Below are 26,164 nucleotides of genomic sequence, written 5' to 3' on the forward strand. Positions count from 1 at the left end.
TTCAGTTGAAGTGACTTAATTGAAGTTGTTTAAATAGTTCCACGCACGGCTGCATATCTAAAACCTGCTGCCCCAAATGGCTGACAATTTTCATGGGCGTTAAGGCATTACAGAAAAACAGACTTTGAATCTGCGCAATTTCCGAAGCATGAATATCACGCTGTTCACAATGCAAACGCTGTTGTTGCATACGCGATAAAATTTCTGCCCGCATGACACCATGCACGCCATTATACCCAAGTTGTGGCGTAATCCATGTATTGTTTATACGAATGAAACAATTACTACTCACACCTTCAACCACACTGCCTTGTACATCAGTCACCAACGCTTCTGGCCAGCCTTTTTGATCGGCTTCTTGTTTTAGCAATACCTGTTCAAGCCGGTTTAGACTTTTCAGCCCAACTAAATTCGGCATACTCAGTCCAATCGTTTGCGTCAAGACACCACTTTGAATGATGTCATAATGATATGCCGTATCTACAGATGCTTGTACTTGTGGATAGAAAAATATCCAAACATCAGCAGGATGATCAGGCAAACTGTAGCCTCGCTGCCCCACACCACGACTTAAAATAATCTTTAAAGTACCGTTTAATTCGCCATGCGCCTGCTTTAAAAGCGTCAATGTTTCAGTGATCAACTCAAGATTGGCATTTAAAGAAAGTTGGCGATTGGCATATTGCAAACGCGCCAAATGGCGGTCAAATAATTCAATTTGATTTTGGCGAAAACGTGCAGTGCTAAAGCATCCATCACCATAATGAAACGCGCGATCTAACACATGAATCTGCTCGGTAGGCTTGGCATTTTTATAACACTGCATGGAAGAAGTACTCGTTATTTATCTCTAAATATAGAAAACAATGAAGAAATTTATATTTATCATTTACTGATATTCACCGCATTTTAAATTATTTTTTCAGCAAATAGACTACCGATATGCTTGCCTCATTCAACAACATTTTTAATATATGAGGTCAAACATGAACTTTACAAAACTGAAAATTGGACTACTGGCGGCAGTACTTTCGGCAACAACCTTGAGCGTATCCGCAAAAGACTTTCTGAATGTTTCCTACGATCCAACCCGTGAATTATACGATAACTTTAACAAAGATTTTGGTGCGTACTGGAAAAAAGCCACGGGGCAAAACATCAATTTTAAACAATCACATGGTGGTTCGGGCAAACAGGCACGTGCGGTGATTGATGGTCTGGGTGCCGATGTCGTGACTTTGGCACTGGCTGCCGATATTGATGAAATTGCCAAACGCGGTCTATTACCTAAAGACTGGCAAAAGAAATTTCCGCACAACTCAACCCCGTATACGTCCACGATTGTATTTTTAGTGCGTAAAGGCAACCCAAAAGGTATTCGAGATTGGGGCGATTTGGTCAAACCTGGTGTGGAAATCATTACTCCAAATCCAAAAACATCTGGCGGTGCACGCTGGAACTATTTGGCAGCGTGGGCATGGGCAAAACATCAACCTGCGGGCAATGATGCCAAAGCCCAAGAATTTGTTCGTCAAATTTATAAACAAACCAAAGTATTGGATTCAGGTGCCCGTGGTGCAACCACCACTTTTGCAGAACGTGGTATTGGTGATGTTTTGTTGGCTTGGGAAAATGAAGCCTATTTAGCCGTGCGTGAACAACCAGGTAAATTTGAAATCATCACCCCTTCCTTATCCATCTTGGCTGAACCCCCAGTGGCGATTGTAGAGAAAAATGTGCAAAAAGATGATAATCAACACTTAGCCAAAGCCTATTTAAACTATCTTTATTCGCCTGCGGGTCAAAATATTGCTGCAAAGCATTATTACCGGCCACGTAATGCTAAGGTGTTGGCACAATATAAGTCGCAATTTAAACCATTAAAACTCGTGACCATTGACCAAGAGTTTGGTGGATGGAGCAAAGTTCAGAAAAAACACTTTGAAAATGGCGGTGTTTTCGATCAGATTGTCAAAGCCAATCAAACCAAGTAATGCTGAAAGGCAAATCATACTGAAAGGATAGTGAAAAACACCCACATTGGAAAATGCGGGTGTTTTCATACAGCCTTATATCTTTTTCATTCATATAAAATTCATTTTTAATTATTTTTTTTGCATAGAAACTCTCGTTATCCTTGTCGCAGATGATTTAAAACATGAATTTTACAGCATTATCTTACTGAATTTTGAATCCAGGCGGTCACATCCAATACTGGAACATGATGGATTCAATTGAAATTTAAGCGTTATTCAGATCATCATTTCAGGCTGAAATATGCGAAGGAGCATCGACATGATTCATACCGTAATTGTTCCAGGTGTAGCTGGCAGTGAATATACACACTGGCAATCTTGGTTACAACGACAACTCATGTCTTGCTCGCGTGTACAACAGTCAGACTGGAATAGCCCCATTTTACAGAACTGGGTTACTGAGTTTGTCAAAACGGTTGCCCCGATTCAGGACGATATTCAAATTGTGGCACACAGTTTTGGTTGTCTAACCACGGTGGCGGCATTAGCACAGTACCCTGAACTACAGGCGAAAATTAAAAATGTGGTGTTGGTTGCGCCTGCCAACCCTGCCCGTTTTGGTGAGTCTGGTTTTGCAGAACACAGCCAAAGCAATTATTCGGCTTACTTTCAGCAACTTAAATTAGCTGTGCCGACACGCTTACTGATTAGTGAAAATGACCCGTGGCTCAGTTTTACAGATGCACAGTCGCTTGCACAAGCATGGCAAGTCACACCTATTAATTTAGGACAAGTGGGTCATATTAATGTTGCATCAGGCTTTGGGGCATTTCCTGAAATTTATGATTATTTGATTGCAGAAAATATGCAATCACATATCAGTATTTCTGATAACAACAAGTATTTATTCAAATTTGCAATTTAATCTTCGCAAATTATGCTTGTGCCGAATTTATCTTTTACTTTTATCTGTTTGTTTTCAAACACTCATTCTCTCTTTTGAGGAGTCATCATGTCGCAGCGATCCAAAGTGCTGCCAGGATTTGGTCTTTCTCTAGGCTTTACCCTAGCGTATTTATCCTTAATTGTTCTTATTCCCTTATCGGCTGTATTTATTAAATCGCTGGGTATCGGTTGGGATGGTTTATGGGAAATTTTAAGTTCAGAACGTATCCAAAAATCTTTGCAACTCAGTTTTAGCGCTGCGCTCATTGCAGCCTTTATTAATGTCGTCTTCGGCTTATTATTGGCATGGTGTTTGGTACGATACAGCTTTCCGGGCAAACGTATTATAGATTCTTTGGTCGATTTACCTTTTGCATTGCCTACTGCAGTTGCGGGTATTGCCCTGACTTCTTTATACGCACCGACTGGCTGGATTGGACAATATTTAGAACCATTAGGCATTAAAGTCGCGTATACCCCTATCGGGATTACCCTTGCCCTGATTTTTATTGGTATTCCATTTGTTGTGCGTACCGTGCAACCCGTACTCAGTGACTTAGAAACCGAGTTGGAAGAAGCAGCATCTGCGCTAGGGGCTAACCGCTTTCAAATTGTCACCAAAGTGATTTTCCCTATTTTATTGCCTGCACTGATTACAGGTTTTGCCCTCGCATTTGCGCGTGGCGTGGGTGAATATGGCTCGGTGATTTTCATTGCAGGTAACCAACCATTTAAAACTGAAATTGCACCCTTAATGATTATTTCCCGTTTGGAAGAATATGACTACGCAGGTGCAACCACAATTGCTGTGGTGATGTTGCTGATTTCTTTTGTCATGCTGTTCTTAATTAACTTATTACAAGCATGGGCAAGTCGTCGCACAGGGAGAACTGCACGATGAGTTTAAATACCAACAGCAATGCTTTGGCTGAAAAACTACAATCACGCGATGCAACACGTGAACCGACTTGGGTACGCTATACCCTGATTGCAATTGCCTTCATTTTCTTCTTAAGCTGTCTGATTTTGCCGCTGATTTTGGTTTTTGTCGAAGCGTTAAAACAAGGCATTGGTGTCTATGCCCAAGCATTGGTGCATCCTGACACTTTATCAGCAGTGAAATTAACCTTACTCACTGCAGCCATTGCCGTGCCTTTAAACGTGATATTTGGTATTGCCGCAGCGTGGTCAGTGGCGAAATTCAATTTCCGTGGCAAGTCAATTCTCACCACCTTAATTGATATGCCTTTTTCAGTTTCTCCTGTCATTGCAGGTTTAATGCTAGTCCTGATTTTTGGTACACAAGGTTGGATGGGCGGCTGGTTGATGGAACACGACATCAAAGTTTTATATGCCGTACCTGCAATTGTGATTGCCACGATCTTCATTACTGTACCTTTTGTGGCGCGTGAATTAATTCCTTTAATGGAAGCACAAGGCACAGAGGAAGAAGAAGCTGCAATTGTATTAGGTGCATCTGGTTGGCAAACCTTCTGGAAAGTCACTTTGCCAAATATTAAATGGGGTTTAATTTACGGCGTAATTCTGTGTAATGCCCGCGCGATGGGTGAGTTTGGCGCAGTATCTGTGGTATCGGGGCATATTCGTGGAGAAACCAATACCCTTCCGCTGCACGTCGAAATTCTCTATAACGAATACACTTTTAGTGCTGCGTTTGCGGTGTCCTCTCTCTTGGCACTTCTTGCGATTGTGACCCTGATTTTAAAAACTTGGGTTGAAATTCGCCAAGAAAAGCAAAACCAACGCAATGAAGATTCAACTGTTTCTTAAGGAATGACCGCATGAGTATTCAAGTTAAAAATATTGAAAAAAATTTTGGTGCATTTCATGCACTGAAAGACATCTCCCTCGATTTTCCAGATGGTCAACTGGTGGCTCTGCTTGGGCCTTCAGGCTGTGGTAAAACCACCTTGTTGCGTATTATTGCGGGTTTAGAATCGGCAGATCGTGGACAAGTCATTTTAGAAGGTCAGGACGCAACCGATGTGCATGTACGTGAACGTCAAGTTGGTTTCGTATTCCAGCACTATGCCCTATTCCGCCACATGACCGTATTTGACAATATCGCGTTTGGTTTACGGGTACGTCCGCGTGCAACCCGACCTTCAGAAGCCGAGATTAAAAAACGTGTTATGCGTTTACTCGACTTGGTACAGTTAAGCTTTTTAGCAGACCGTTATCCTGCACAATTATCGGGTGGACAACGTCAACGTATTGCTTTGGCACGTGCCTTAGCGGTAGAACCACGCGTATTGTTATTGGATGAACCTTTTGGTGCGCTTGATGCCAAAGTGCGTAAAGAATTACGTCGTTGGTTAAGAACTTTGCATGATGAATTACACATCACTTCAATTTTCGTGACCCATGATCAGGAAGAAGCGCTCGAAGTTGCCGATCAAATTATTGTTATGAACAAAGGTAATGTCGAACAAATTGGTTCACCACGTGAAGTGTATGAACAGCCTGCCACTCCATTTGTATTTGACTTCTTAGGTCAAGCCAACCGTTTTGAAGGACAACATCATCAAGGAATTGTGCAAATTGGTGAAGATCGTGTACAACTTCTTAATCAACCCAATGCGCCACAAGGCAAAGTCATTGCATTTGCACGTCCAGATGAGTTGCATATTCATGCCCAACCCCAGGAAAATACCATTCAAGCGACCTTCTTACGTGAAGTTTGGATTGCTGGTAAAGTAGTTGCAGAATTGCAAGATCGCCAAGGCAATTTGATTGAAATTGCACTCACTGCAGATGAAGCTAAGCTGCACCAATTCCGTCCAAACCAAACGGTTTGGTTAAGTGTAACCACTTTACATTTATTTGAAAATCAAGTCGCATAAGCACATTAATATGGAGCCTAACCCGCCCCATCCTTTTTTAGGTTTGCACCACTATGAATTTCCAACAACTTAGAATTATTAGAGAAACCGTTCGGCAAAACTTTAATTTAACTGAAGCATCTGCGGCACTATACACTTCTCAGTCGGGAGTGAGTAAGCACATTAAAGACCTTGAAGATGAGCTCGGGGTGCAGCTTTTTGTCCGCAAAGGTAAACGCTTATTGGGTTTAACCGAGCCAGGACAATCCTTGCTGTGTATTGTCGAACGCATGTTGATTGATGCAGATAACATTAAACGCCTTGCTGATGACTTTAATAAAGTTGATGAAGGCACGCTCACCATTGCGACTACACATACCCAAGCGCGTTATGTGCTACCGCCCATTGTGAATTTGTTTAAAAAAGAATTTCCTAAAGTACATCTGATTTTACAACAAGCCAGCCCTGTAGAAATTGCTGAAATGCTGCTACAAGGTGAAGCCGATATTGGTATTGCAACCGAATCTCTCACCACTGAAGAAAACTTGGCAAGTGTGCCTTATTATGAGTGGCGTCACAGCATTATTACTCCACAAAACCATCCTTTAGCCAGTAAAGCTGAGATTAGCCTGTCCGATTTGGCTGAATATCCAATTATTACTTACCATGGTGGCTTTACGGGTCGTTCTAAAATTGACAAAGCATTTACCGATGCAGGAATTGATGTCAATATCGTCATGTCTGCACTTGATGCAGATGTCATTAAAACCTATGTTGAATTGGGCATGGGCGTAGGTGTGGTGAACAATGTAGCATACGATGCAGAACGTGATTACCGCCTAAAACAAATCCAGACCGATATTTTTGGGGTAAACACCACATGGATTGCGGTTCGCAAAGGGCATTTACTGCGTGGCTATGGCTATGAGTTTATTTCTTTATGCGCACCGAATGCCGATATTAAAGCTTTAAAACGTATCGCCTATCCTGAAGAATAAAACAATAATGCATAAGAGAGCCTAGGCTCTCTTTTAGTTCTCTGGCAAAATTCTTGCTGATCTAAATGCCTAGAAATAATCAAAATAATGATTTTAATTTATCAGAAACATGAATAAAATATAATCAACAATAAAAAACGTAATTTGATTTTAAACACAATTCTATAATTTAGACCAAGGACGTAACATGAAATTTCACATTTTTATTGGATTGCTTTATGTCCTGCCGCTAGGTTATGCCTCTGCTGCCGCTTTAGAACGTAGCGGTCAATCGGTACATGCATTATTTGAAAAAGGAAATTATGCGGAAGTCGCTTTGCTACACGTGGATACCAATATTTCAGGTCAGGTACAGCATCAACAAAATATTGCCGAATTAGGCGTTCAAGATTTTTCAACAGGCAATTTAGTCAATAATCAACACTTCATCCAAGCTGCATTAAAATTACAACCACATCCACAAATTTCTGTGGCGTTATTATTTGACCAACCTTATTTTGTTGATGTGGATTATCACTATAGTCCTATTCTTTCAGGCGAACCTTTACCTATAGAAAATGCAGATATTAAGTTTGACTCAAGAAATATTACAGCGCTTATTGGCTATCAACCCACACAACATTGGAACCTCTTTACAGGTCTGAGTTACCAGTCATTTTCAGGTGATCTGAAAATTGGTACACAAGTTGACTATACCTTTTTTGATTATCACGTACATTTTCCAAAAGACCATGCGTGGGGTTGGTTGGCAGGTGTAAGCTACCAAATTCCTGAATATGCATTTAATACAGCAATTACTTATCGCTCTAAAATCAAGCACAGTACCAATGCAAGCGAAAGTATTTGGGGATTTCCTTTAGAGATTGCACCACATCAAGCAACAGAAATTGAAACACCTGAATCGGTGAATTTAGATTTTCACACAGGTTTACCTGCGCAAAATTTTCTGTATGGATCATTGCGATGGGTCAATTGGCAAGATTTTAAAATTCAACCCACTCAGTTTGCTGCAATTCTGCAATCTGAAGGACTAGGTAATCAGTTCAACCTGATTGATTATCAAAAGAATCAATGGTCGACCCGCTTGGGCGTTGCCCATCAATGGTCATCCAAATGGATCACTGCGGTGGAAGGATTGTGGGATTCTGGTGCAGGTAATCCTGCCTCAAGTTTAAACCCTGTAGATGGTTATGTTGGTGTGGGTACGGGTGCGGTTTATCACTTCAACCCCAAAACTTTTATGATTGCGGGTCTGCATTATTTGCACTTTACTAAGCCAGACACGACACAACCACAGTCGTTAATCACGCAAATTTCAAGTTTTTCTTCACTCGAACAACGTGAGGCTTGGGTTTATCACTTGAAATTAGCACACCGCTTTTAAGACACAAAAAAAAAACGAGCCGAAGCTCGTTTTTTTTATTAGGTTAAGCAGCTATAGCTTAGAAACGGAAGCTTACACCTAGTTTAGCCACTGGTAACCATTCGTATTTATTATCGTTACGAAGTGCATCTCGCTCATCAGCTAATGCTTGCTCTAAAGAACGACCATCGTCAGCACGGGCAATTGTATATGCTTCTGGATTAGCAGTTAAACTTACAGTAGGATTCCCATTATAATAGGCCCCTACCTCGCCGAAGACCCCCCAACGATTGGTAATGGCTGGTGAGAAACCAATCCCTACATAAGGTGCAATATTATTTTTATAAGATAGGTCACCATTAATGCGAACATCTGTATTGCCTGCATTAAAACGTGCCCCATCAACTGTGAATGAAGCATTAGTACCTGGACGACGTTCTAGACTATAATCATTATCAATATATGCTACACCAGCAGCCATATAGAACCAGTTCGCCCAAGGACGAATCTCAGCGTTCAAATAAGTCAGGTTATTGTCCATATCCAGGTCATATTTAGAACCGTTGATTGATAAATCATCAGTCCAAGAAATATCACCACCATTATAACCTAGAGTAACACCGACATAAGGGTTAGCATTCCAAGAGATCGCGCCACCATAACCTGTTGTACCGACTTCAGCACGAACTGCAGCGGGTTTAAAGAAAGAGAATTCAGCTACCCCTTCATCTGTTACGATTCTTTCATCAGCAGCCATGACAGATCCAGCTGTGGCAGCTAGAACGGATACTGCTAAAAGTTGATATAAAGCTTTCATTATTTCTCTCCTCAAAAGAACTTTTTTTCATCATTAGTTATTCGTGATGAGCTCAATATAAAGGAGTCAATGAATATTTTTTATTCGTGTTTTGCTGAGCTTTTGTTATTTTTTGATACTTATTAATTTTTCTTGTTGAATGATAAGCCTTTTTTAAACAATGTTTGTACATATCTAAAATACGAAAAGAATACTAATCACTTTACTTGCGAATTTAATTCAGCACCCTTCCTAGTTTTCCATCTTTTTAGAGCAATATAGTGTAAAATCTTGGAAAATTTTTTTCAGGTAATTACATCGATGTCGCAGCTTTCAACAATTATTGAACAAGCATTTGAAGACCGTGCTAATTTTACAGCAGCAGATTGCCCTGCTGAAATTCGCCAAGCAGTTGAACAAGCAATTGCAGGTTTAGATAACGGTACATTGCGCGTTGCTGAAAAAATTAATGGTGAGTGGATCGTTCACCAATGGTTAAAAAAGGCAGTTTTGTTATCTTTTAAACTCAATGATAACAAGCCAATTGAATCTTGCGATTTGCGTTTCTACGACAAAGTAGACACGAAATTTACAGACTGGACTGACGAGCAATTTAAACAAGCCGGTGTACGTGTAGTACCGCCTGCTGTTGCACGTAAAGGTTCATTCCAAGCCAAAAATGTGGTGTTAATGCCATCTTATGTCAATATTGGCGCTTATGTAGATGAAGGCACCATGGTCGATACATGGGCAACTGTAGGTTCATGTGCACAAATTGGTAAAAATGTGCATTTATCGGGTGGTGTAGGCATTGGTGGTGTACTTGAGCCACTTCAAGCAAACCCAACGATTATTGAAGACAACTGCTTCATTGGCGCACGTTCTGAAATTGTTGAAGGCGTGATTGTAGAAGAAGGTTCTGTTATTTCTATGGGCGTTTATATTGGTCAATCGACCAAAATTTATGACCGTGAAACTGGCGAAATCCATTATGGTCGTGTACCTGCAGGTTCGGTGGTCGTTTCTGGCAATCTGCCTTCTAAATGTGGCACTTATAGCTTGTATGCTGCTATCATTGTGAAGAAAGTAGATGCGAAAACCCGTGCAAAAACCAGCTTGAACGACTTATTACGCGAAGACTAAACTTTTTTAGTTTTTCCCATCTCTACGGCCAGCAATGACCGTAGGGATTTTTGTTTTTTATATACTGTGATGAATTTTATGAGTACCCTCCGATCTTCCGCTATTCCTGTTTCTGATCCGTCTGCGGGTTTACGCATTACGGAGATTTTCTATTCATTGCAGGGCGAAGCCAATACATCAGGCTTGCCAACCGTATTTATTCGTTTAACGGGTTGTCCATTGCGTTGCCATTACTGCGATACCACCTATTCTTTTGAAGGTGGCGAACGTCAATCTTTAGATGACATCATCCAAACCACACTAGATTTTAAAACCCCGTATGTATGTGTGACGGGCGGTGAACCTCTGGCTCAACCGAATGCACTGCCACTGATGCAACGCTTGGCAGATTTAGGTTGTGAAGTGTCTTTGGAAACCAGTGGAGCTTTGGATATTTCTAAAGTGGATAATCGTGTATCTAAAGTGCTGGATTTAAAAACCCCTGCCTCGGGTGAAATGTCCCGCAATTTATTATCAAATTTAGATTTTTTAAACCCGCATGATCAAATCAAATTTGTGATTTGTAATCATGACGATTATCTTTGGGCGAAGGAGCAGGTTGAGCAATATCAATTGCATAAAAAAGTCGATACCGTGTGGTTCTCCCCTGCATTTGCTGTCGAAAAAGGTGCAGTCGCCTTGCCACAACTTGCACGTGATTTGGCACAGTGGATTTTAGCCGACCATCTCCCTGTTCGTTTCCAATTGCAATTACATAAATTGCTTTGGAATGATGAAACAGGTCGTTAATGTCCACACGAATACACATTCGTACTAAGGTCAATCATCACAGTTTTGCTCAAGTTCTAACGCAATATTTTAAAAATTGGAGTTCAATTATGCGCCCTCGTGCCATTGTATTGTTATCTGGTGGATTAGACTCAACCACGTGTTTGGCATGGGCACAAGCGCGTTATGAATGTATTGCACTTAGTTTTATGTATGGTCAACGCTCGACCACAGAGCTAGATGCTGCACGTGCCTTGACTAAAAATGCAGGCATTGAGCATCGTGTGATTAATATTGATTTAGGCAACTTGGGCGGTTCTGCCTTGACCGATCACAGCATTGAAGTACCTGATCATGAGCAAGAAGGTATTCCTGTGACTTATGTTCCTGCGCGTAATACCATCTTCCTGTCTTATGCTTTGGCTGCAGCCGAAGTGTTTGATGCAGAAGCCATTGTGATTGGCATTAATGCGGTAGATTATTCGGGCTATCCTGACTGTCGTCCTGAATTTATTGATGCTTTTGCCAATATGGCGCGCTTGGCAACCAAAGTTGGCGTAGAAGGTAAACCGTTAAAATTTGAGACACCTTTGTTACATTTATCCAAAGCAAATATTATTCGCTTAGGTATTGAACATGACGTAGACTATAGTCAAACGGTTTCTTGCTACCAAGCAGATGACCAAGGACGTGCTTGTGGTAAATGTGACAGCTGTCGCTTACGCAAACAAGGTTTTGCCGATGCAGGTGTTACTGACCCGACACGTTATATACCGTCATAACAAGGTAAAGTGTATGAAAAATTTAAAATCAAACATTATGGTTTCTGCGATTATGTCTGTTGTTGCATTATTCGCTACAACGACGCACGCAAATAATGACAAGTTGCAACAAGCTTATAAAAGCACCAATGTGAAAGCAGCTTTAATTAATGTTTGTAAAGAAGAAACTGCAAAAGGCAAAAAACTAACTACAGCTGAAGTAAGCAAATATTGTACATGTGCAGTAGAAGCAGATGGTAAATTAACCAACGCTCAAAAATGGGAAATTCAAAGCGCAATTAACCAGAAAAAGAGCCCTGCGACTTTAGCTTTTGTACAAAAGCAAAATAAAGATTTGCAAGCTTGTTTTGGTCCTCAGCTTACAGGTAAATTAAAAACCTTAACTGAAGAAGCAATGAAAGCGGGTGAGAAAAAATAAGTTTTCTTAACAATTTCAACTAGCCACTTTATGTGGCTAGTTTTTTATGTGCATGATTTTGGAGAAAAATATGAGCACGACAATTCAATTACCAAATCAAGCTTTTCCTGCAACTACAGGCAAAGTCAACTTAACCGAGCTTGGTACAGATTGGTTAGTGGTGTATTTTTACCCGAAAGATTCTACCCCAGGCTGCACCACACAAGCTGTCGATTTTACTGCGCTAAAGCCACAATTTGATGCGCTTAATACCACCATCATTGGCATTTCGCGCGACTCAGTCAAAGCCCATCAAAACTTTACCGAAAAACAATCTTTAGGCATCAACTTGATTAGCGATAAAGAAGAAGTATTGTGTCAGTTGTTTGATGTGATTAAAGAAAAAAATATGTATGGCAAAAAAGTTATGGGCATTGAACGCTCTACTTTTATTTTCCATCAAGGTCAATTACTGAAAGAATATCGTAAAGTCAAAGCTGCAGGACATGCCGAGCAAGTGCTTGCGGATTTAACCGCTTTACAGGCTTAATTTTCAGCCTCTAAAAAAACACAATGTTCTGGATGATTGAAAGCTTTTTCAATCATCTTTTTTCATTTAAAAACTGGATTACTCCGTCAAATTACTGCTGTCCTGCTGCTGGTATTTGTCTTGTAATTGACGATAAATTTCCGTGTTTTGAAATGCGGTTAAGAAATCAATTGTGCCTTGCGGGAAAAAATTAGGCTGTATTTCCCCACGATAATAAGCCTCACGTGCAGGCGTAGCAGACATGGCATCTTGCAAGCTGTCTAATTCTACCATCTCCCATTCAGGGAAAAACTTTAAATAATAAGACGAGTCATCTTTAAAATGCCCAATTAAACCAACACGATCTTGCGGTTGAATCAATTCACCGACTAAAGATTTGACTAGTTTTTGCCATTTTTCATCATTGTAGACATCTACGACATGCACAAACTTAATCCGTTCTTGCATCTCAGGTGAAAAGTTAGACAAAATCATCTGCTCACGTTCTTTGGCTAAAAACGGATTTTTTAAATTGCGCTCATTTTGTGCAGAACCTAATGCCAAAATCACATAATGACTACGTGCTAACGCAATTTGAATGGTTTGCAAATGCGCCAAATGAAATGGCTGAAAGCGGCCAATGAAAACCAAATAATCAAACGTATATTGCATAATAAATCTAACTTTTTATGAACTCATGAGTTGTGCCAGCGCTGCGAATTTGCGACATAATGAGCCATAAATTCTAACCAATCAAAGCAAGGATAGTACGATGACACTGAGCTGTATTCAACAACCTCACCCACATTTGAATGCGAATTTAGAAAATGGCGTACTGACTTTAGCCATCAACCGACCAGAAGCAAAAAACGCGCTGTATGGTGAATTATATTTGTGGATTGCACAAGCCTTAGATGAGGCCGATCAAGCCAATGAAGTACGTTGCGTAATTTTACGCGGCGCAGATGCAGACTTTAGCGCAGGCAATGACATGCAGGATTTTATGAAGTCTGCCGCACTTAAAGGACAATTACCTGCTGCCGAAGGTCCTCCGTTCATCTTATTAAAATCTGCTGCCAAGTTTTCTAAACCGCTAATTGTAGCTGTACGTGGGGTGGCGATTGGCATTGGTGTCACCATTTTATTGCATGCAGATTTAGTGTATAGCGACAATACTGCCCTATTCCAGATTCCATTTGTGAGCTTGGGCTTATCGCCAGAAGGCGCATCAAGCAAACTTTTGGTAGAGCAAGCTGGCTATCACAAAGCGGCTGAACTGTTGTTGACTGCGCAGAAATTCAATAGCGAAACGGCATTATCGGCAAATCTAGTTAATAGTATTGAAACCGATGTCTATGCAACAGCACAACAAAAAGCAGCGCAATTGGCGGCTTTGCCTTTGGCCTCACTCAAACAATCTAAAGCCCTGATGAAACATAATGTCGATGAAATCGTGGCGTGGATTGACCATGAAGCAGAAATTTTTATGCAACGTGTCGGTTCAGCAGAAATGATGGAAGCAGTGCAAGCCTTTATGCAAAAACGTAAACCTGATTTCAGCCAATTTAATTAAGTACTGTTGAACTGAAATGCACTTATGCCTATTTTAAGTGTACTAGCCGTTTTTAAAACCACATTCATATTGGCTGAATGTGGTTTTTTCTTTATTCGCCCCCATATTCTGCAATGTGCTGTCAATCATTAAAAAATTGAGGAAAATTGTAATGTCTAATCCAAATCCAACCGATGTTAAAGCTGAAAAAAAAGAACGTTATTTTGAACCTGCACCACAAGATATTGATGTAGAAAACTTTAAAAAAGTCATTCAAAGCCGTCGTTCGGTGCGTAAATTTACCGACAAAGCCATTCCTGCTGAAGTGTTGGATGATTGTTTAGATATGGCTTTATTGGCGCCAAACTCATCTAATTTACAACCCTGGACTTTTGTGGTGGTGCAAAACCCTGCCAAGAAAAAACAACTTGTTAAAGCCTGCTTAGGACAGCTTGCTGCCCGTACTGCAGCAGAGCTAATAGTATGTATTGCGCGCACAGACCGCGTTGATGAAATGGCAAAAAAGAATATCAGCGAGTTTCCTTTTCCTGAAGCACCCGCTGCAGTGAAAAAATATTACAAGTTTATTCCTTATAACTACAAGACTGGTTACTTAAATGCAGTAGGTAACTTTAAGAAAGTCGCTTTCAAAATTGCACGTACTTTAGATAAACAATTACCTGTAACGGCATTTAACCCTGCCGATGCCAAACTTTGGGCCAGTAAAACCACAGCACTCGCCTGTGAAAATATGGTCTTGGCCCTTCGAGCACACGGTTTTGATAGCTGAATGATGGAAGGTTTTGATGAGCCGATGGTACGCAAACTCTTAAAACTGAATGATCAACAATTTCCAGTGATGGTGATCGCTGCAGGTGAACGTGCCGAAGATGGTGTCTTTTTCCCACAATACCGTTTTGACCGTGACTTGTTTATTCAGAAAATTTAATCATCAAAGACTAAAAGTTGCATAAACTCAAAGGCAGGCTCTTCGTAAGGATGGCTTGCCTTGAGCGCTTTTGCGACTGCCTGAGCATTTTGCTCAGGCACAATGGTTTCCACTCGCCACTCAGCAACACGCTCCAAAGCATCTAACTCACCAATAAAAGGATTTGCTCCTTTTACAGGTTTAAATTGCCCTGTGCCTAAAACCTGCCATGCACATTGTTCATAATTGCCAATCCCCCCTGCACCTGCTGCAAAAACAGCCTGTTTGGTTTCTTCAAGATGAGATTGAGGCACATAGTAAATCAGTTTAAGCATATTTAAACTTCGCTATCCATTTCACGATTGACTAGAAATTATCATAAAAAATGATGATCGGTGCTGTTTTGGCAAGCTGTGCGAATTATCAAATCCTCGTTTTATACCGCTTGCCCCCCAAAAATTTAAAGTACGCTTCGCCATGAACGTATCTCCCATTTTGTATGATTTTAGATTTAAAAAGACAAGCCATGTCGCCCGCCCCTAGAGCTTTTGTCATTTTTTTGGCATGATGCAAAACAAGCACATAGTGAATAATGATAAATGACTCAAATGCGTTGGTTAGAACTGCTTTCCACAGTTCGAATTGGTAGTAAAAAACAAAGTACAGAACAGGCGCGCAGCCCTTTTCACAAAGATTATGACCGTATTATTTTTTCGCAAAGTTTTAGACAGCTAAACCGTAAAACCCAAGTCCATCCACTGACTCAACACGATGGCATTCACACTCGCCTAACCCATTCTTTAGAAGTGTCTTGTATTGGACGTTCATTGGGAATGTTGGCTGCAGAAAAAATTAAAGATCACTTGCCTATGTGGATTTCCCCTGCCGATGTCGGTGCGATTATTCAAGCTGCTTGCTTGGCACATGATATTGGTAATCCACCTTTCGGGCATGCAGGCGAATATGCCATTCGTGAATGGTTTGATGATGCTTCACACGGCAATTTCCTCGCCAAACTCAGCGATGAAGAAGAAGCTGATGTCCGTCAGTTTGAAGGCAATGCACAAGGTTTACGTCTACTCACCAAAATTGACTATCATCCAAATGATGGCGGCATGCGTTTAACCTATGCCACTTTAGGCGCTTATTTAAAATATCCATGGCTCTCCAAAACCATTGCCGAACAAGGCAACCGCCCTGCCAATCAACGTGATAAGTTTGGTTGTTACCAAGCCGAAAAAGAAATTCTCAAACAAATTGCAGAACAGCTTGGTCTGATTCAATTGGGCGATTATCACTATTGCCGTCATCCACTGACATATTTATTGGAAGCGGCGGATGATATTTGCTATGCCTTAATTGATTTGGAAGATGGTATTATTTTAAACATGCTCAGCTATGAAGAAGTGGAACCGATCTTTTTAAACTTGATTGGTGACTACGGTATTCCTGCAGAACTGGCGATGGCACGTACCACATGGCAACAAAAAATTGCCGCTTTGCGTGGTCGGGTCATGAAGCGTTTGGTCGATGAAGTCACCACGGCGTTTGCCAAACACCATTTTGAAATTCTAATGGGACAACTCAAAGGCAGCCTTTTACAGTATTGCTCGGCAGATATTGAAATTGGTATCAATCGCGCCAAAGACTTAGCACGTGAGAAAATTTTCGAGCATCCGCAAAAAGCTGGATTGGAAATTATTGCGCATCAAAGTTTACAAAATATTTTGGATGCGTTTATTCCGCTCACCACACCCCATAAAACCCTAAGTTTTAAAGAGCAGCGTTTAATGTCCATCTTGCAACGCTCAGGTGCAGATTTTGCGCATAACCACTATGACAATATTATGCAAGTGTTGGACATTATCTCTAAGTTTTCAGATCACCAAGCCTATAACTTGTCGCAAGAATTACAAGGCAATAAGGTTGGCCTACTGTGATGACTCACCTGTATATCAATAACTTATATAAAATTGACGTAGAGTTTAAGCACGGATTTTGCCTTTTGTGAAAATGCGCTCTACTATGCGAACAGCAAATTATTTTAAATTAATCAGTGAATCACAAATATGATCGGATGTCTTATTGGCGAAGTATTGGCTTTAGAAGCACCAACCGTGTTGCTGAATGTGAATGGTGTGGGCTATGAAATTGACACACCGCTCACCACATTTTGCCAATTACAAAAAGGGCAGAAAATTACCCTATGGACGCATTTAGCCGTGCGTGAAGATGCTCAATTGTTATATGGTTTTTTAGAAGCCCAAGAAAAAACCATTTTCCGAACCTTACTTAAAGTCAATGGTGTCGGCCCAAAAATGGCGCTAGGTATTTTATCAACCTTAAGCGTCGAGCTACTGATTCACACCGTAGAACATGAAGATATTAATACCCTGATTAAAGTGCCAGGTGTGGGCAAAAAAACTGCTGAACGTTTAATGATTGAATTACGTGATCGCTTTAAAGCCATGTCCAACGAAGTGAGCAGCAGCAATTCCACAGTGACTCAAATCCAATTTACAGGCAATTCTGCTGTTGCCGAAGCCGAAGCCGCTTTACAATCTTTAGGTTATAAACCTGCCGAAGCACAAAAACTTATTAATGCAGTCAAGGGCGATTTTACTGAAGCCAGTGATATTATCCGTGCAGCATTAAAGTCGATGAATCGGTAAGCACATATATTGTCTAATTCACCTCATCTGATACGCGATGAATTCATTCGCAACTGTTGAGACAGAAAGTTCTATTGGAAAGACGCCGCCAAAACTGTTTTGCGGAATTTCTTATTAAAATCAGTTTACTTAAAGTTTAGATCACCTATGCAAGACCGTCTAATCAGTGGTTCTGAAAAACCCGAAGATCAAATTGATCGTGCCATTCGCCCAACCTCACTCGATGACTATATTGGGCAACCTGTGGTGCGTGAACAAATGGAAATTTTTATTGGTGCAGCCCGTGGACGCGCAGAAGCACTCGACCACACACTGATTTTCGGACCACCAGGTTTAGGTAAAACTACACTCGCCAATATTATTGCCAGTGAAATGGGCGGCAATCTTAAATCTACTTCAGGGCCTGTCTTGGAACGCGCAGGCGATTTAGCCGCCATGCTGACCAACCTTGAAGAAGGTGATGTGTTATTTATTGATGAAATACACCGTCTGTCACCTGTGATCGAAGAAATTTTGTATCCAGCGATGGAAGATTATCAACTGGATATCATGATTGGTGAAGGACCTGCAGCACGCTCCATTAAACTGGATTTACCCCCATTTACCCTTGTCGCCGCCACCACTCGCGCAGGTTTGCTCACCTCACCGTTACGTGACCGTTTTGGAATTGTGCAGCGCCTTGAATTTTACTCGGTTGAAGATTTGACCCATATTGTCAAACGTTCGGCAAGTCTGATGGATGTGCCTATGACCGAAACTGGTGCGAAAGAAATTGCACGTCGTTCACGTGGAACGCCGCGTATTGCCAACCGTTTGTTACGTCGCGTACGTGACTATGCACAGGTCAAAGGCACAGGTGAAGTCACACAAGAGATGGCACAACGTGCATTAGATATGCTTAATGTCGATAAAGATGGTTTAGATACTTTGGATCGTCGATATTTAAGTATGTTATTAGAGCGTTTTGATGGTGGTCCCGCAGGTGTGGAAGCCTTAGCTGCTGCTATGGCGGAAGATTCTGGCACTTTGGAAGATGTAATTGAACCATACTTAATTCAGCAAGGTTATGTGATGCGAAGCGCTCGCGGGCGTATCGCGACCAATATGGCGTATTTACAATTTGGGATGACACCACCTGAGCCGAAATAAAAGTAGGTCAAAAAAATAGATCAAAGGGAGGTATCTCCCTTTAAACGCTTAAACAATTAGGTTAATTGAGTCTGAAGATAGAGCTTAATTTTCGATGACACGTACATCTTCAACGAGCATTAATTCACACGCGCCCGCCCCTGTGTCATGACGGCTTAAAGAACTGCGCCACTGCCAACCATCTGCAGCAGTAACTTCAACCAATTTACCTTTCAAATAAATCAAATCATCTTCATCAATCTGTTTTAACTTTGTCGCAATCGCCGGCGTTGCAGGAATTAAATGCGTATTGGCACTCAAACTTGCAATCTCTTGTACAGGAATTGGTGGTGCTTGTTCATAACGCCAATGATACCAACGGTTGCTTTGACGAATAGACAACTGTTTATACACTTCAGGCTTGGCCATTTCGCCCCATCCCAAGGCAAAATCGACAGGGCTAAGTTCGGCTTCACGTCCAAAATTATAATTTTCACGTGACAATACCCGAAACTCACCTTCATAGCTTTCCAGAACTTGAATGGTGTAGTCTTTAAACTGATGGACTTGCTGCGATGACTGATAGGTTGTGTTATCGGCAATTCCTCCATCTGACTGGAGCAGCATCATCCACAATAAATACAATATGGCAATCACTACAAAAAATTTAACTAAACGACTCATGTACTGCTCATTTCGATGGATCATCTGCATGTGTAAGGCAAACAGCTAATTTTAACTTAAAAGCATGTTTGAAATCTTGTGCCATTGGACGAAGCGTTGAGAATGATAAACTGCCACGCTATACACAGCTTGACTTATAGCCCCGATTCACGTCAATTTCATAGACATGGCTTAAGCTATAAGTATTGCTTATCAAACAACTTTGCAACATTGAAGCGGAACATCATTATGGCGAATAAATTTGAATTTAAAATTCGTATCTATATGGAAGATACTGATGCAGGCGGCATTGTTTACCACGCCAACCATATTCGCTTTATGGAACGTACCCGTACCGAATGGCTTCGTGCGTCGGGTGTTAATCATTATTGGCATCAACAAGATTACAACTTTGTCGTGCATAAAATTAACGTGAAATATTCACGTCCAATCTTAATGGATGACCTAATTACTGTTACAGCAAGTGTAGTTTCGTGTAAAGCATCATCATTTGTATTGCAACAAAATATTTATCGTGGTGAAATCATGCTTGCATCTGGCGAGGTTGAATTGGCCTGTCTGGGTTCAGATATGAAACCACGTCGTCTGCCAGATGAAATTCGTAGCCTTATTCTGAAAGAATTAGGACAAGATTAAAAAAATGAATTGGCACATGTAGTAACTATGGCAACACAACTCGAATCATCTCTTCAAGTATCAGATCTTATATTACAAGCAAGTCCTGTTGTTCAGCTGGTAATGCTCTCGCTGCTTTTAGCATCATTATACAGTTGGTATCTGATTGCCAAGTTACACATGAGCTATAAAAAAGCACAAGCAGATGATCAGCATTTCCAAAAAATCTTCTGGTCTGGTGCAGAACTGAATACGCTTTACAACAACGCACAGCTCAATTCAAAACGTGTCGGTTTAGAAGATATTTTTTATCAAGGCTTAGGTGAGTTTTTAAAACTCAAAAAGCGCCAAGCGCATGCTTCACAAACCATTGAAGGCACAGAGCGTATCTTACGTGTCGGTTTAAGTCGCGACCAAGCCCAACTTGAACAAGGCTTAGGTGCATTGGCCAGCATTGGTTCGGTTGCGCCATACGTGGGTTTATTTGGTACCGTCTGGGGTATTATGAATGCCTTTATTGGACTGGCAGATGTCGATCAAGTCACATTAGCAACAGTCGCACCAGGGATTGCTGAAGCCCTCATTGCCACAGCGATTGGTTTATTTGCCGCTATTCCTGCGGTACTTGCTTTTAACCATTACACAGCCAAAGGTGAAGCGGTTTATTCTGATCGTGCTTTATTTGCCGAAGAAATGGTGGCTTTATTACAACGTCAATCTTTAGGCAATACTCAGGATCACGACTAATGGCCATTCAACGCTCAGGACGCTTCGAGCGCATTAAGAAACCACTCAAAAGTGACATGAATGTAGTGCCTTATATTGATGTCATGTTGGTACTGTTGGTGATTTTTATGGTCACTGCACCAATGATTACCAGTGGTATTCAAGTCGATTTACCACAAGCCAATGGCAACCCAATTGAATCGAAAGATGCTCCTGCTTTGGTGACGTTAAATAAAGATGGGCAATATTTTTTAGAATACAAAGAACACAAAGCCCAGCCTTTGGAATTAGCCCAACTGAAACAAATTTTGACCGATGCTCAAATTCAAGCCAAAGCTGAAAACAAAGAGTTTCGGGTTGTTATTCGCGGTCATAATACACGCCCTTATGGTGATGTGATTGCGTTAATGTCTAACTTACAAGATGCGGGTTTAACCCAAGTTGGATTGCTGACCGAGCCTTTAAAGTAATTTATGAAAGATTTTAAAAAGCCACCTTTTCAACAAAAAGCCATTGCGATCGGGTTCACCGTAGGTGTCCACCTTATCGCAGTGGTTGGCTTGCTTTATTTGGGCATGAGTAAAGCACCTGAGCCGCCTAAGCCCATTAAAACCGTACTGATTAAACCAGAAGATTTAAAACCCTTATTAGAAACTAAATCTGCTGAAACCACACATGAAAATGTAGCAGAGCAAATTACTCAAACTGCCGAGCCTGCTCTTGAACCTGCCCCTGTCATTCCAACACCTGCAGCGGCTCCTACGCCACCCGCTCCTCAAGTTGATACACAAAAAACTGCACAAGCAGCAGAGGCTCAAGCACGTGCAGAACGACAAGCTGCTGAAGCCAAACAAATTGCAGAGCGACAAAAACTAGAAGCTGAACGCTTAAAAGCTCAACAAGCACGCGCCGAAGAACGTGCTCAACGAGAAGCTGACGCCAAAGCAAAAGCTCAAGCCGATGCCAAAGCACGTGCTGAGGCAGATGCTGTACGTCGTAAAGAAGCCGAAGCCCTGAAAAAAGCAGAAGCTGCAAAAAGACGTCAACTCGAAGCCAATGCAGCAGCAAAACGCAAAGCTGAAGCAGATGCAAAAGCCAAGGCAGATGCTGAGGCAAAACGTAAAGCTGCTGCAGATGCAAAAGCCAAAGCTGATGCAAAACGTAAAGCTGACGCAGATGCAAAAACCAAAGCTGATGCCGACGCAAAACGTAAAGCTGCTGCAGATGCAAAAGCCAAAGCTGATGCCGACGCAAAACGTAAAGCTGCTGCAGATGCAAAAGCCAAAGCTGATGCCGAAGCAAAACGTAAGGCTGACGCAGATGCAAAAGCCAAAGCTGATGCCGAAGCGAAGGCACGTGCCGATACTGAAGCCAAAGCTTCAGCTGCCAAACAAGCTGCAGAAGAAGCTGCTCAGAAAAAGGCTGAAGTACGACGCATTGCATCCACTGCTAAACGCGATTTCGAAAATAAAATCAGACGAGCGTGGGATACCCCAGCTGGTTCTTCGGGTCAACGTGCAACTGCCCGCGTGACTTTAAGTGACAGTGGCGCAGTTCAGTCTGTCGTGGTTAATTCTAGCGACCCTGACATGAAAGCCAGTGTAGAAGCTGCTGTTCGTGCTGCCGCACCTTATCCGATGCCATCAGACCCAGATGCACGACGCGAAGCACGTAGCTTCACCTCTACCTTTACAGCGCAATAAGTTACCAGTTAGCCGAATAACATCTATTTGGCTAACTCCTTCTCAAAATATTTACGAGTATAAATAAATTTAAATTTTCACAGTGTTATAACAGTTTTATTATAAATTCATGCTTTCATTCCTACCAAAGCATGCCATTATGTACCACAATTACATCCAAAAAAGTTATGTTGATTTGAGAAAATAGCGAATGATGGAAACAACGCGTAAACACCTACTTTGTCTTGCTATTTTAACTGCGCTTAGCCCAGTTTTAAGCACACAATCTTTTGCACAACTGCATTTAGAAATTGCCAAAGCACCAGAAGAAGCACCTAAAATTGCGATTGTGCCGTTTGGCAATGATCAAAGTATTTATCCTATTGTAGAAAACGATTTAAACCGTTCAGGCAAATTCACCAGTTCATCTAAAAACCTTGCTGCAACTGCAAGCATGAACAATCCAAATGCAGCTGCATGGCAAGCCGCAGGTGTACCTTATGTGGTGACGGGAAATGTCAAAGCCACTGCAGAAGGCGGTTATGAAGTTCATTACCAACTTTATGATGTGCAAAAACAGCAATACTTATTGAATGAATTATTAAGCGTGCCTGCGTCACGCGTACGTTCTGCTGCACACATGATCAGTGATGCCATTTATGAAGCACTCACGGGCATTAAAGGTGACTTTAGCGGACGCATTGCTTATGTACTGCGCAACCCTGCAACACCTGAACAACGCTATACCCTGCAAATTGCCGATACTGACGGTGAACAGCCTAAAACAATTTTGACTTCCCGTGATCCAATTTTATCGCCTGCATGGACACCAGATGCCAAAAAAATTGCCTATGTGTCGTTTGAAACCAAACGTCCTGCTATTTATGTGCAAGATTTGGCGACAGGTCAGCGTGAAAAATTAGCCAGTTTCCGTGGTTTAAATGGTGCACCTAGCTTCTCGCCAGATGGGCAAAGCATGTTGTTTACCGCATCCATGCATGGCAATCCAGAAATTTATCAAATGAATTTAAGCACCCGCGAACTGCGACGCATGACCAATGACAGTGCGATTGATACCGAAGCACGCTATGCACCAGATGGTAAATCATTTATTTACACTTCAGATCGTGGTGGTTCCGCACAAATTTATCGTTATGACTTTGCCACAGGCAGCAGCAAACGCCTAACCTTCCGTGGCGCATTTAACGCACGTGGTACGCTCAGTGCCGATGGTCGTAAACTGGCATTGGTACATCGTCCAAGTGGCAGTAACTACAAAGTCGCAATTCAAGACATCAACACCAATATCACCAACATTTTAACCCCAACCAGTTTAGATGAGTCCCCGAGCTTCTCACCAAATGGGCAAATGGTAGTGTACGCGACACGCGAAGGCGCACGTGGCTTATTGTCGATTATGTCTTTAGATGGTCGCTTCCGCATGAACTTACCAAGTGAGCAAGGTGAAGTGCGTGAACCTGCGTGGGCACCAAAATAATGAGTACCCGCAAAGTAAATACGTTTTCAGTTCTGTTTTAAAACCAAAAATCAAGCTTCATGGAGATGAGGATGAACGCAGTGAAATTATTGGTACTCCCTGTTTTGGCATCGGCTTTAGTGATGACAGGTTGTGCAAACCGCAAACCAACGAGTGACTTACAAGCAGGTCAAACGCCAAATGGTGCAACTTCAGTCAACACCCAAGGTTTGAGTGAAGATGCAGCTTTAAATGCGCAAAACCTTGCTGGTGCATCTGCCAAAGGTGTAACCGAAGCCAATAAAGCTTTCTTGGCAAAGCGCGTGGTGCATTTTGACTACGACAGTAGCGAATTGTCTAATGATGATTACCAAACTCTACAAGCGCATGCACAGTTTTTAATGGCCAATGCAAACTCTAAAGTGGCGCTTACAGGTCATACCGATGAGCGAGGCACACGTGAATACAATATGGCTTTAGGCGAGCGTCGTGCCAAAGCGGTTGAAAGCTTCTTAATCACCAACGGCGTTAACGCAGCTCAGCTTGAAGCAGTGAGCTATGGTAAAGAAATGCCTGTTAACCCTGGACATGATGAAAATGCATGGAAAGAAAATCGTCGCGTAGAAATTAATTACGAAGCTGTTCCGCCATTATTGAAATAACCTTTTGCTGTGTTTTGGGAAAATACGTTTAGAACGTGTTCCTTAATACGAAAAAAGCGCTCTTTATTAGAAGGGCGCTTTTTTATGACCTAAAAAATAAAAGATGAATATTTTAAAAACTAATAAACATACGCAAAATTACAGCTTTGCTACAGTTATTCTGACTCGGCATCAGCTTTTGCAGTTTGCATAGATTCAATCAAATCATGCTTATTAAACTTTTTGTATTCAGGTTTAGACTCGTAATCCTTCCAAGCAGCTTTCATCTTGTCCTCAGAAATATCGTCTAAACTAATCCCTTCGCTTGGCGTTGGAGTCGCATCAAACTTTAACGTTGTCATATCTGTGCTCCTATCTCAAATTAAATCCTTTACATCAACATAGCACTTTCTGCAGGACTTGCAAGGGTAAAATCACAGCAAATAGTCGAGTTTAATTTTTCTTTTAACGCGTTCTCATCTAAACTATTGCAGCATATTGTTATCCTCATTTTTGCAGTCATTCGGAGTTTTCCAGTCATGTCATACCGCACCCTTTCCCAATTTTTACAACAACAAACTGGAAATCTAACACCCGAACTTGCTCAAGTAATTGAAACCATTGCTAATACTTGCAAGATAATTGACCAAACATTACAAAAAGGTGCCTTAGCGGGTGTATTAGGCAGTGCGCAAAATGAAAACGTACAAGGTGAAGAGCAAAAGAAATTAGATGTTATTTCAAATGATTATTTAATTGAAGCGTTACAAAAGCACCCAAATGTGGGTGGTTTGGCATCTGAAGAATTAGACGAATTCACCCCTGCTCAGGAAAATGGTCAATATTTAGTGTTATTTGACCCACTGGATGGTTCAAGCAACATCGACATCAATATGTGTGTGGGTACAATTTTCTCAATTTTACCTGCAAAAAATACCGTGACTCAGGCTGCAGACTTTATGCAAGCAGGTACACAACAAGTCGCTGCAGGTTATGTTCTTTATGGTCCATCTACCATGATGGCGCTCACTGTTGGTGCAGGTGTGGTGTTCTTTACCTTTGATCCAGAAAGCCAAGAGTTTTTAGTGACTGCAGACAACATTCAAGTTGCTGCCGATACAAAAGAATATGCGATCAATGCTTCAAATCAACGTCATTGGGAAGCGCCTGTAAAACGCTATATTGATGAACTTTTGGCTGGTAAAACTGGGCCACGCGAAAAAGACTTTAACATGCGTTGGGTTGCATGTATGGTGGGCGATATTCACCGTATTCTTTGCCGTAGCGGAATTTTCATGTATCCATACGATTTAAAAGATCCGAAAAAAGCAGGTCGTTTACGTTTAATGTATGAAGCCAACCCAATGAGTATGCTCATGGAGCAAGCAGGCGGCGCGGCAACCACAGGTCGTGTGCGTATTTTAGATATCCAACCTACAGACCTGCATCAACGTGTGCCTGTCATTATTGGCTCAAAAAATGAAGTCGATTTGGTCAGCAGCTACCATCAATAATTTTT

The 26,164-nt window shown here is 41.5% G+C and carries 29 protein-coding genes and 1 pseudogene; 24 read left to right on the plus strand and 6 right to left on the minus strand.

The annotated features are described in order from the left end of the window. Position 1 precedes the first annotated feature (1 nt). Positions 2–826 (minus strand): aminodeoxychorismate lyase, encoded by an 825-nt coding sequence (gene pabC / locus L6C30_RS00800; protein WP_236162206.1) that lies wholly within the window; start codon positions 824–826, stop codon positions 2–4. A gap of 160 nt (positions 827–986) precedes the next feature. On the opposite strand from pabC, the gene L6C30_RS00805 reads away from it, so the two are divergent. From L6C30_RS00805 to L6C30_RS00835, 7 genes are all read left to right on the plus strand, one after another. Beyond that, on the plus strand, positions 987–1,994 hold the full coding sequence (locus L6C30_RS00805; protein WP_236162205.1) for a sulfate ABC transporter substrate-binding protein: 1,008 nt from the start codon (positions 987–989) through the stop codon (positions 1,992–1,994). 301 nt (positions 1,995–2,295) lie between these two features. Then, entirely contained in the window at positions 2,296–2,901 is a 606-nt protein-coding gene (locus tag L6C30_RS00810) for an alpha/beta hydrolase (RefSeq protein ID WP_236162204.1), read from the plus strand. Between the two features lie 87 nt (positions 2,902–2,988). After that, complete coding sequence (gene cysT, locus L6C30_RS00815) at positions 2,989–3,822, plus strand: sulfate ABC transporter permease subunit CysT (protein ID WP_004971748.1); 834 nt, start codon at positions 2,989–2,991, stop codon at positions 3,820–3,822. Then, positions 3,819–4,712: a sulfate ABC transporter permease subunit CysW gene (gene cysW, locus L6C30_RS00820; protein ID WP_236162203.1), complete on the plus strand. Its 894-nt coding sequence runs from the start codon at positions 3,819–3,821 to the stop codon at positions 4,710–4,712. Before cysT ends, cysW begins: the two co-directional genes overlap by 4 nt. Before the next feature lie 11 nt (positions 4,713–4,723). Further along, positions 4,724–5,785: a sulfate/molybdate ABC transporter ATP-binding protein gene (locus L6C30_RS00825; protein ID WP_168417798.1), complete on the plus strand. Its 1,062-nt coding sequence runs from the start codon at positions 4,724–4,726 to the stop codon at positions 5,783–5,785. A gap of 53 nt (positions 5,786–5,838) precedes the next feature. Next, on the plus strand, positions 5,839–6,762 hold the full coding sequence (locus tag L6C30_RS00830; RefSeq protein ID WP_236162202.1) for a CysB family HTH-type transcriptional regulator: 924 nt from the start codon (positions 5,839–5,841) through the stop codon (positions 6,760–6,762). Between the two features lie 187 nt (positions 6,763–6,949). Beyond that, the gene (locus L6C30_RS00835; RefSeq protein WP_236162201.1) at positions 6,950–8,146 is read left to right on the plus strand and encodes an outer membrane protein transport protein; all 1,197 of its coding nucleotides are present in this window, start codon (positions 6,950–6,952) and stop codon (positions 8,144–8,146) included. A 58-nt stretch (positions 8,147–8,204) separates the two neighbouring features. Here the strand turns inward: L6C30_RS00835 and carO are convergent, their stop codons facing one another. Beyond that, complete coding sequence (carO, locus tag L6C30_RS00840) at positions 8,205–8,942, minus strand: ornithine uptake porin CarO (RefSeq protein ID WP_236162200.1); 738 nt, start codon at positions 8,940–8,942, stop codon at positions 8,205–8,207. A 300-nt stretch (positions 8,943–9,242) separates the two neighbouring features. On the opposite strand from carO, the gene dapD reads away from it, so the two are divergent. The 5 genes from dapD to L6C30_RS00865 all read left to right on the plus strand — a co-directional run bounded on the left by dapD (position 9,243) and on the right by L6C30_RS00865 (position 12,561). Further along, entirely contained in the window at positions 9,243–10,064 is an 822-nt protein-coding gene (dapD, locus tag L6C30_RS00845; RefSeq protein WP_236162199.1) for a 2,3,4,5-tetrahydropyridine-2,6-dicarboxylate N-succinyltransferase, read from the plus strand. A 78-nt stretch (positions 10,065–10,142) separates the two neighbouring features. Continuing rightward, a complete protein-coding gene (queE, locus tag L6C30_RS00850) occupies positions 10,143–10,853 on the plus strand; it encodes a 7-carboxy-7-deazaguanine synthase QueE (RefSeq protein ID WP_236162198.1) in 711 nt (236 codons plus the stop codon). Positions 10,854–10,942: 89 nt separating this feature from the next. Beyond that, positions 10,943–11,614: a 7-cyano-7-deazaguanine synthase QueC gene (gene queC, locus L6C30_RS00855; protein ID WP_236162197.1), complete on the plus strand. Its 672-nt coding sequence runs from the start codon at positions 10,943–10,945 to the stop codon at positions 11,612–11,614. A 13-nt stretch (positions 11,615–11,627) separates the two neighbouring features. Beyond that, entirely contained in the window at positions 11,628–12,032 is a 405-nt protein-coding gene (locus L6C30_RS00860; RefSeq protein WP_236162196.1) for a hypothetical protein, read from the plus strand. Between the two features lie 70 nt (positions 12,033–12,102). Then, on the plus strand, positions 12,103–12,561 hold the full coding sequence (locus L6C30_RS00865) for a peroxiredoxin (RefSeq protein ID WP_236162195.1): 459 nt from the start codon (positions 12,103–12,105) through the stop codon (positions 12,559–12,561). A gap of 78 nt (positions 12,562–12,639) precedes the next feature. On the opposite strand, the gene L6C30_RS00870 is transcribed toward L6C30_RS00865, so the two are convergent. Then, positions 12,640–13,212, minus strand: a complete 573-nt coding sequence (locus tag L6C30_RS00870; RefSeq protein WP_096901115.1) for a nicotinate-nicotinamide nucleotide adenylyltransferase — start codon at positions 13,210–13,212, stop codon at positions 12,640–12,642. Between the two features lie 100 nt (positions 13,213–13,312). On the opposite strand from L6C30_RS00870, the gene L6C30_RS00875 reads away from it, so the two are divergent. Both L6C30_RS00875 and L6C30_RS00880 read left to right on the plus strand, forming a co-directional pair. Next, positions 13,313–14,113, plus strand: a complete 801-nt coding sequence (locus L6C30_RS00875; protein WP_019837713.1) for an enoyl-CoA hydratase-related protein — start codon at positions 13,313–13,315, stop codon at positions 14,111–14,113. 151 nt (positions 14,114–14,264) lie between these two features. Beyond that, positions 14,265–15,041, plus strand: a pseudogene (locus L6C30_RS00880) (nitroreductase family protein). Here the strand turns inward: L6C30_RS00880 and L6C30_RS00885 are convergent. Next, the gene (locus tag L6C30_RS00885) at positions 15,038–15,355 is read right to left on the minus strand and encodes an NGG1p interacting factor NIF3 (RefSeq protein WP_070154137.1); all 318 of its coding nucleotides are present in this window, start codon (positions 15,353–15,355) and stop codon (positions 15,038–15,040) included. The pseudogene L6C30_RS00880 and the gene L6C30_RS00885 sit on opposite strands and share 4 nt — an antisense overlap. Before the next feature lie 264 nt (positions 15,356–15,619). Here L6C30_RS00885 and L6C30_RS00890 point away from each other — a divergent pair, with 264 nt between their 5' ends. The 3 genes from L6C30_RS00890 to ruvB all read left to right on the plus strand — a co-directional run bounded on the left by L6C30_RS00890 (position 15,620) and on the right by ruvB (position 18,841). After that, positions 15,620–16,960: a deoxyguanosinetriphosphate triphosphohydrolase gene (locus L6C30_RS00890; protein WP_019837718.1), complete on the plus strand. Its 1,341-nt coding sequence runs from the start codon at positions 15,620–15,622 to the stop codon at positions 16,958–16,960. A gap of 129 nt (positions 16,961–17,089) precedes the next feature. Continuing rightward, a complete protein-coding gene (ruvA, locus tag L6C30_RS00895) occupies positions 17,090–17,692 on the plus strand; it encodes a Holliday junction branch migration protein RuvA (RefSeq protein WP_070154135.1) in 603 nt (200 codons plus the stop codon). Positions 17,693–17,839: 147 nt separating this feature from the next. Further along, positions 17,840–18,841: a Holliday junction branch migration DNA helicase RuvB gene (ruvB, locus tag L6C30_RS00900; RefSeq protein ID WP_236162194.1), complete on the plus strand. Its 1,002-nt coding sequence runs from the start codon at positions 17,840–17,842 to the stop codon at positions 18,839–18,841. 84 nt (positions 18,842–18,925) lie between these two features. Here ruvB and L6C30_RS00905 read toward each other — a convergent pair whose 3' ends face one another. Continuing rightward, positions 18,926–19,504, minus strand: coding sequence for a hypothetical protein (locus tag L6C30_RS00905; protein WP_236162193.1), 579 nt, complete (start codon positions 19,502–19,504; stop codon positions 18,926–18,928). Positions 19,505–19,732: 228 nt separating this feature from the next. Between L6C30_RS00905 and ybgC the strand changes: the two genes are divergently transcribed. The 6 genes from ybgC (at position 19,733) to pal (ending at position 24,666) form a co-directional block, all read left to right on the plus strand. Further along, the gene (gene ybgC / locus L6C30_RS00910) at positions 19,733–20,140 is read left to right on the plus strand and encodes a tol-pal system-associated acyl-CoA thioesterase (protein ID WP_236162192.1); all 408 of its coding nucleotides are present in this window, start codon (positions 19,733–19,735) and stop codon (positions 20,138–20,140) included. A gap of 27 nt (positions 20,141–20,167) precedes the next feature. Then, a complete protein-coding gene (tolQ, locus tag L6C30_RS00915; protein ID WP_236162191.1) occupies positions 20,168–20,866 on the plus strand; it encodes a protein TolQ in 699 nt (232 codons plus the stop codon). Beyond that, positions 20,866–21,315, plus strand: coding sequence for a protein TolR (tolR, locus tag L6C30_RS00920; protein WP_236162190.1), 450 nt, complete (start codon positions 20,866–20,868; stop codon positions 21,313–21,315). Before tolQ ends, tolR begins: the two co-directional genes overlap by 1 nt. Before the next feature lie 3 nt (positions 21,316–21,318). Continuing rightward, entirely contained in the window at positions 21,319–22,548 is a 1,230-nt protein-coding gene (gene tolA, locus L6C30_RS00925; protein ID WP_236162189.1) for a cell envelope integrity protein TolA, read from the plus strand. 193 nt (positions 22,549–22,741) lie between these two features. Beyond that, positions 22,742–24,025 (plus strand): Tol-Pal system beta propeller repeat protein TolB, encoded by a 1,284-nt coding sequence (gene tolB, locus L6C30_RS00930; RefSeq protein ID WP_026438303.1) that lies wholly within the window; start codon positions 22,742–22,744, stop codon positions 24,023–24,025. 71 nt (positions 24,026–24,096) lie between these two features. Next, complete coding sequence (gene pal / locus L6C30_RS00935) at positions 24,097–24,666, plus strand: peptidoglycan-associated lipoprotein Pal (RefSeq protein WP_236162188.1); 570 nt, start codon at positions 24,097–24,099, stop codon at positions 24,664–24,666. A gap of 155 nt (positions 24,667–24,821) precedes the next feature. Here the strand turns inward: pal and L6C30_RS00940 are convergent, their stop codons facing one another. Next, positions 24,822–25,007, minus strand: coding sequence for an NF038105 family protein (locus L6C30_RS00940; RefSeq protein ID WP_004971800.1), 186 nt, complete (start codon positions 25,005–25,007; stop codon positions 24,822–24,824). A gap of 177 nt (positions 25,008–25,184) precedes the next feature. Between L6C30_RS00940 and L6C30_RS00945 the strand changes: the two genes are divergently transcribed. Then, entirely contained in the window at positions 25,185–26,159 is a 975-nt protein-coding gene (locus L6C30_RS00945) for a class 1 fructose-bisphosphatase (protein WP_236162187.1), read from the plus strand. Positions 26,160–26,164 lie beyond the last annotated feature (5 nt).

Origin of the sequence: Acinetobacter sp. KAM396, assembly GCF_021602765.1 — a bacterium.
Taxonomy (GTDB): Bacteria; Pseudomonadota; Gammaproteobacteria; order Pseudomonadales; family Moraxellaceae; genus Acinetobacter; species Acinetobacter towneri_A.

What these genes read in the sequence shown, in the direction of transcription:
- queE (WP_236162198.1), top strand. Translation starts at nt 10,143, where the DNA reads ATGAGTACCCTCCGATCTTCCGCTATTCCTGTTTCTGATCCGTCTGCG.
- tolB (WP_026438303.1), top strand. Translation starts at nt 22,742, where the DNA reads ATGGAAACAACGCGTAAACACCTACTTTGTCTTGCTATTTTAACTGCG.
- queC (WP_236162197.1), top strand. Translation starts at nt 10,943, where the DNA reads ATGCGCCCTCGTGCCATTGTATTGTTATCTGGTGGATTAGACTCAACC.
- L6C30_RS00945 (WP_236162187.1), top strand. Translation starts at nt 25,185, where the DNA reads ATGTCATACCGCACCCTTTCCCAATTTTTACAACAACAAACTGGAAAT.
- ybgC (WP_236162192.1), top strand. Translation starts at nt 19,733, where the DNA reads ATGGCGAATAAATTTGAATTTAAAATTCGTATCTATATGGAAGATACT.
- L6C30_RS00825 (WP_168417798.1), top strand. Translation starts at nt 4,724, where the DNA reads ATGAGTATTCAAGTTAAAAATATTGAAAAAAATTTTGGTGCATTTCAT.
- L6C30_RS00805 (WP_236162205.1), top strand. Translation starts at nt 987, where the DNA reads ATGAACTTTACAAAACTGAAAATTGGACTACTGGCGGCAGTACTTTCG.
- L6C30_RS00875 (WP_019837713.1), top strand. Translation starts at nt 13,313, where the DNA reads ATGACACTGAGCTGTATTCAACAACCTCACCCACATTTGAATGCGAAT.
- tolQ (WP_236162191.1), top strand. Translation starts at nt 20,168, where the DNA reads ATGGCAACACAACTCGAATCATCTCTTCAAGTATCAGATCTTATATTA.
- L6C30_RS00860 (WP_236162196.1), top strand. Translation starts at nt 11,628, where the DNA reads ATGAAAAATTTAAAATCAAACATTATGGTTTCTGCGATTATGTCTGTT.
- L6C30_RS00865 (WP_236162195.1), top strand. Translation starts at nt 12,103, where the DNA reads ATGAGCACGACAATTCAATTACCAAATCAAGCTTTTCCTGCAACTACA.
- L6C30_RS00890 (WP_019837718.1), top strand. Translation starts at nt 15,620, where the DNA reads ATGACTCAAATGCGTTGGTTAGAACTGCTTTCCACAGTTCGAATTGGT.
- cysW (WP_236162203.1), top strand. Translation starts at nt 3,819, where the DNA reads ATGAGTTTAAATACCAACAGCAATGCTTTGGCTGAAAAACTACAATCA.
- carO (WP_236162200.1), bottom strand. Translation starts at nt 8,942, where the DNA reads ATGAAAGCTTTATATCAACTTTTAGCAGTATCCGTTCTAGCTGCCACA.
- L6C30_RS00905 (WP_236162193.1), bottom strand. Translation starts at nt 19,504, where the DNA reads ATGAGTCGTTTAGTTAAATTTTTTGTAGTGATTGCCATATTGTATTTA.
- tolR (WP_236162190.1), top strand. Translation starts at nt 20,866, where the DNA reads ATGGCCATTCAACGCTCAGGACGCTTCGAGCGCATTAAGAAACCACTC.
- L6C30_RS00810 (WP_236162204.1), top strand. Translation starts at nt 2,296, where the DNA reads ATGATTCATACCGTAATTGTTCCAGGTGTAGCTGGCAGTGAATATACA.
- dapD (WP_236162199.1), top strand. Translation starts at nt 9,243, where the DNA reads ATGTCGCAGCTTTCAACAATTATTGAACAAGCATTTGAAGACCGTGCT.
- L6C30_RS00835 (WP_236162201.1), top strand. Translation starts at nt 6,950, where the DNA reads ATGAAATTTCACATTTTTATTGGATTGCTTTATGTCCTGCCGCTAGGT.
- ruvA (WP_070154135.1), top strand. Translation starts at nt 17,090, where the DNA reads ATGATCGGATGTCTTATTGGCGAAGTATTGGCTTTAGAAGCACCAACC.
- cysT (WP_004971748.1), top strand. Translation starts at nt 2,989, where the DNA reads ATGTCGCAGCGATCCAAAGTGCTGCCAGGATTTGGTCTTTCTCTAGGC.
- tolA (WP_236162189.1), top strand. Translation starts at nt 21,319, where the DNA reads ATGAAAGATTTTAAAAAGCCACCTTTTCAACAAAAAGCCATTGCGATC.
- pabC (WP_236162206.1), bottom strand. Translation starts at nt 826, where the DNA reads ATGCAGTGTTATAAAAATGCCAAGCCTACCGAGCAGATTCATGTGTTA.
- L6C30_RS00940 (WP_004971800.1), bottom strand. Translation starts at nt 25,007, where the DNA reads ATGACAACGTTAAAGTTTGATGCGACTCCAACGCCAAGCGAAGGGATT.
- L6C30_RS00870 (WP_096901115.1), bottom strand. Translation starts at nt 13,212, where the DNA reads ATGCAATATACGTTTGATTATTTGGTTTTCATTGGCCGCTTTCAGCCA.
- L6C30_RS00830 (WP_236162202.1), top strand. Translation starts at nt 5,839, where the DNA reads ATGAATTTCCAACAACTTAGAATTATTAGAGAAACCGTTCGGCAAAAC.
- ruvB (WP_236162194.1), top strand. Translation starts at nt 17,840, where the DNA reads ATGCAAGACCGTCTAATCAGTGGTTCTGAAAAACCCGAAGATCAAATT.
- pal (WP_236162188.1), top strand. Translation starts at nt 24,097, where the DNA reads ATGAACGCAGTGAAATTATTGGTACTCCCTGTTTTGGCATCGGCTTTA.
- L6C30_RS00885 (WP_070154137.1), bottom strand. Translation starts at nt 15,355, where the DNA reads ATGCTTAAACTGATTTACTATGTGCCTCAATCTCATCTTGAAGAAACC.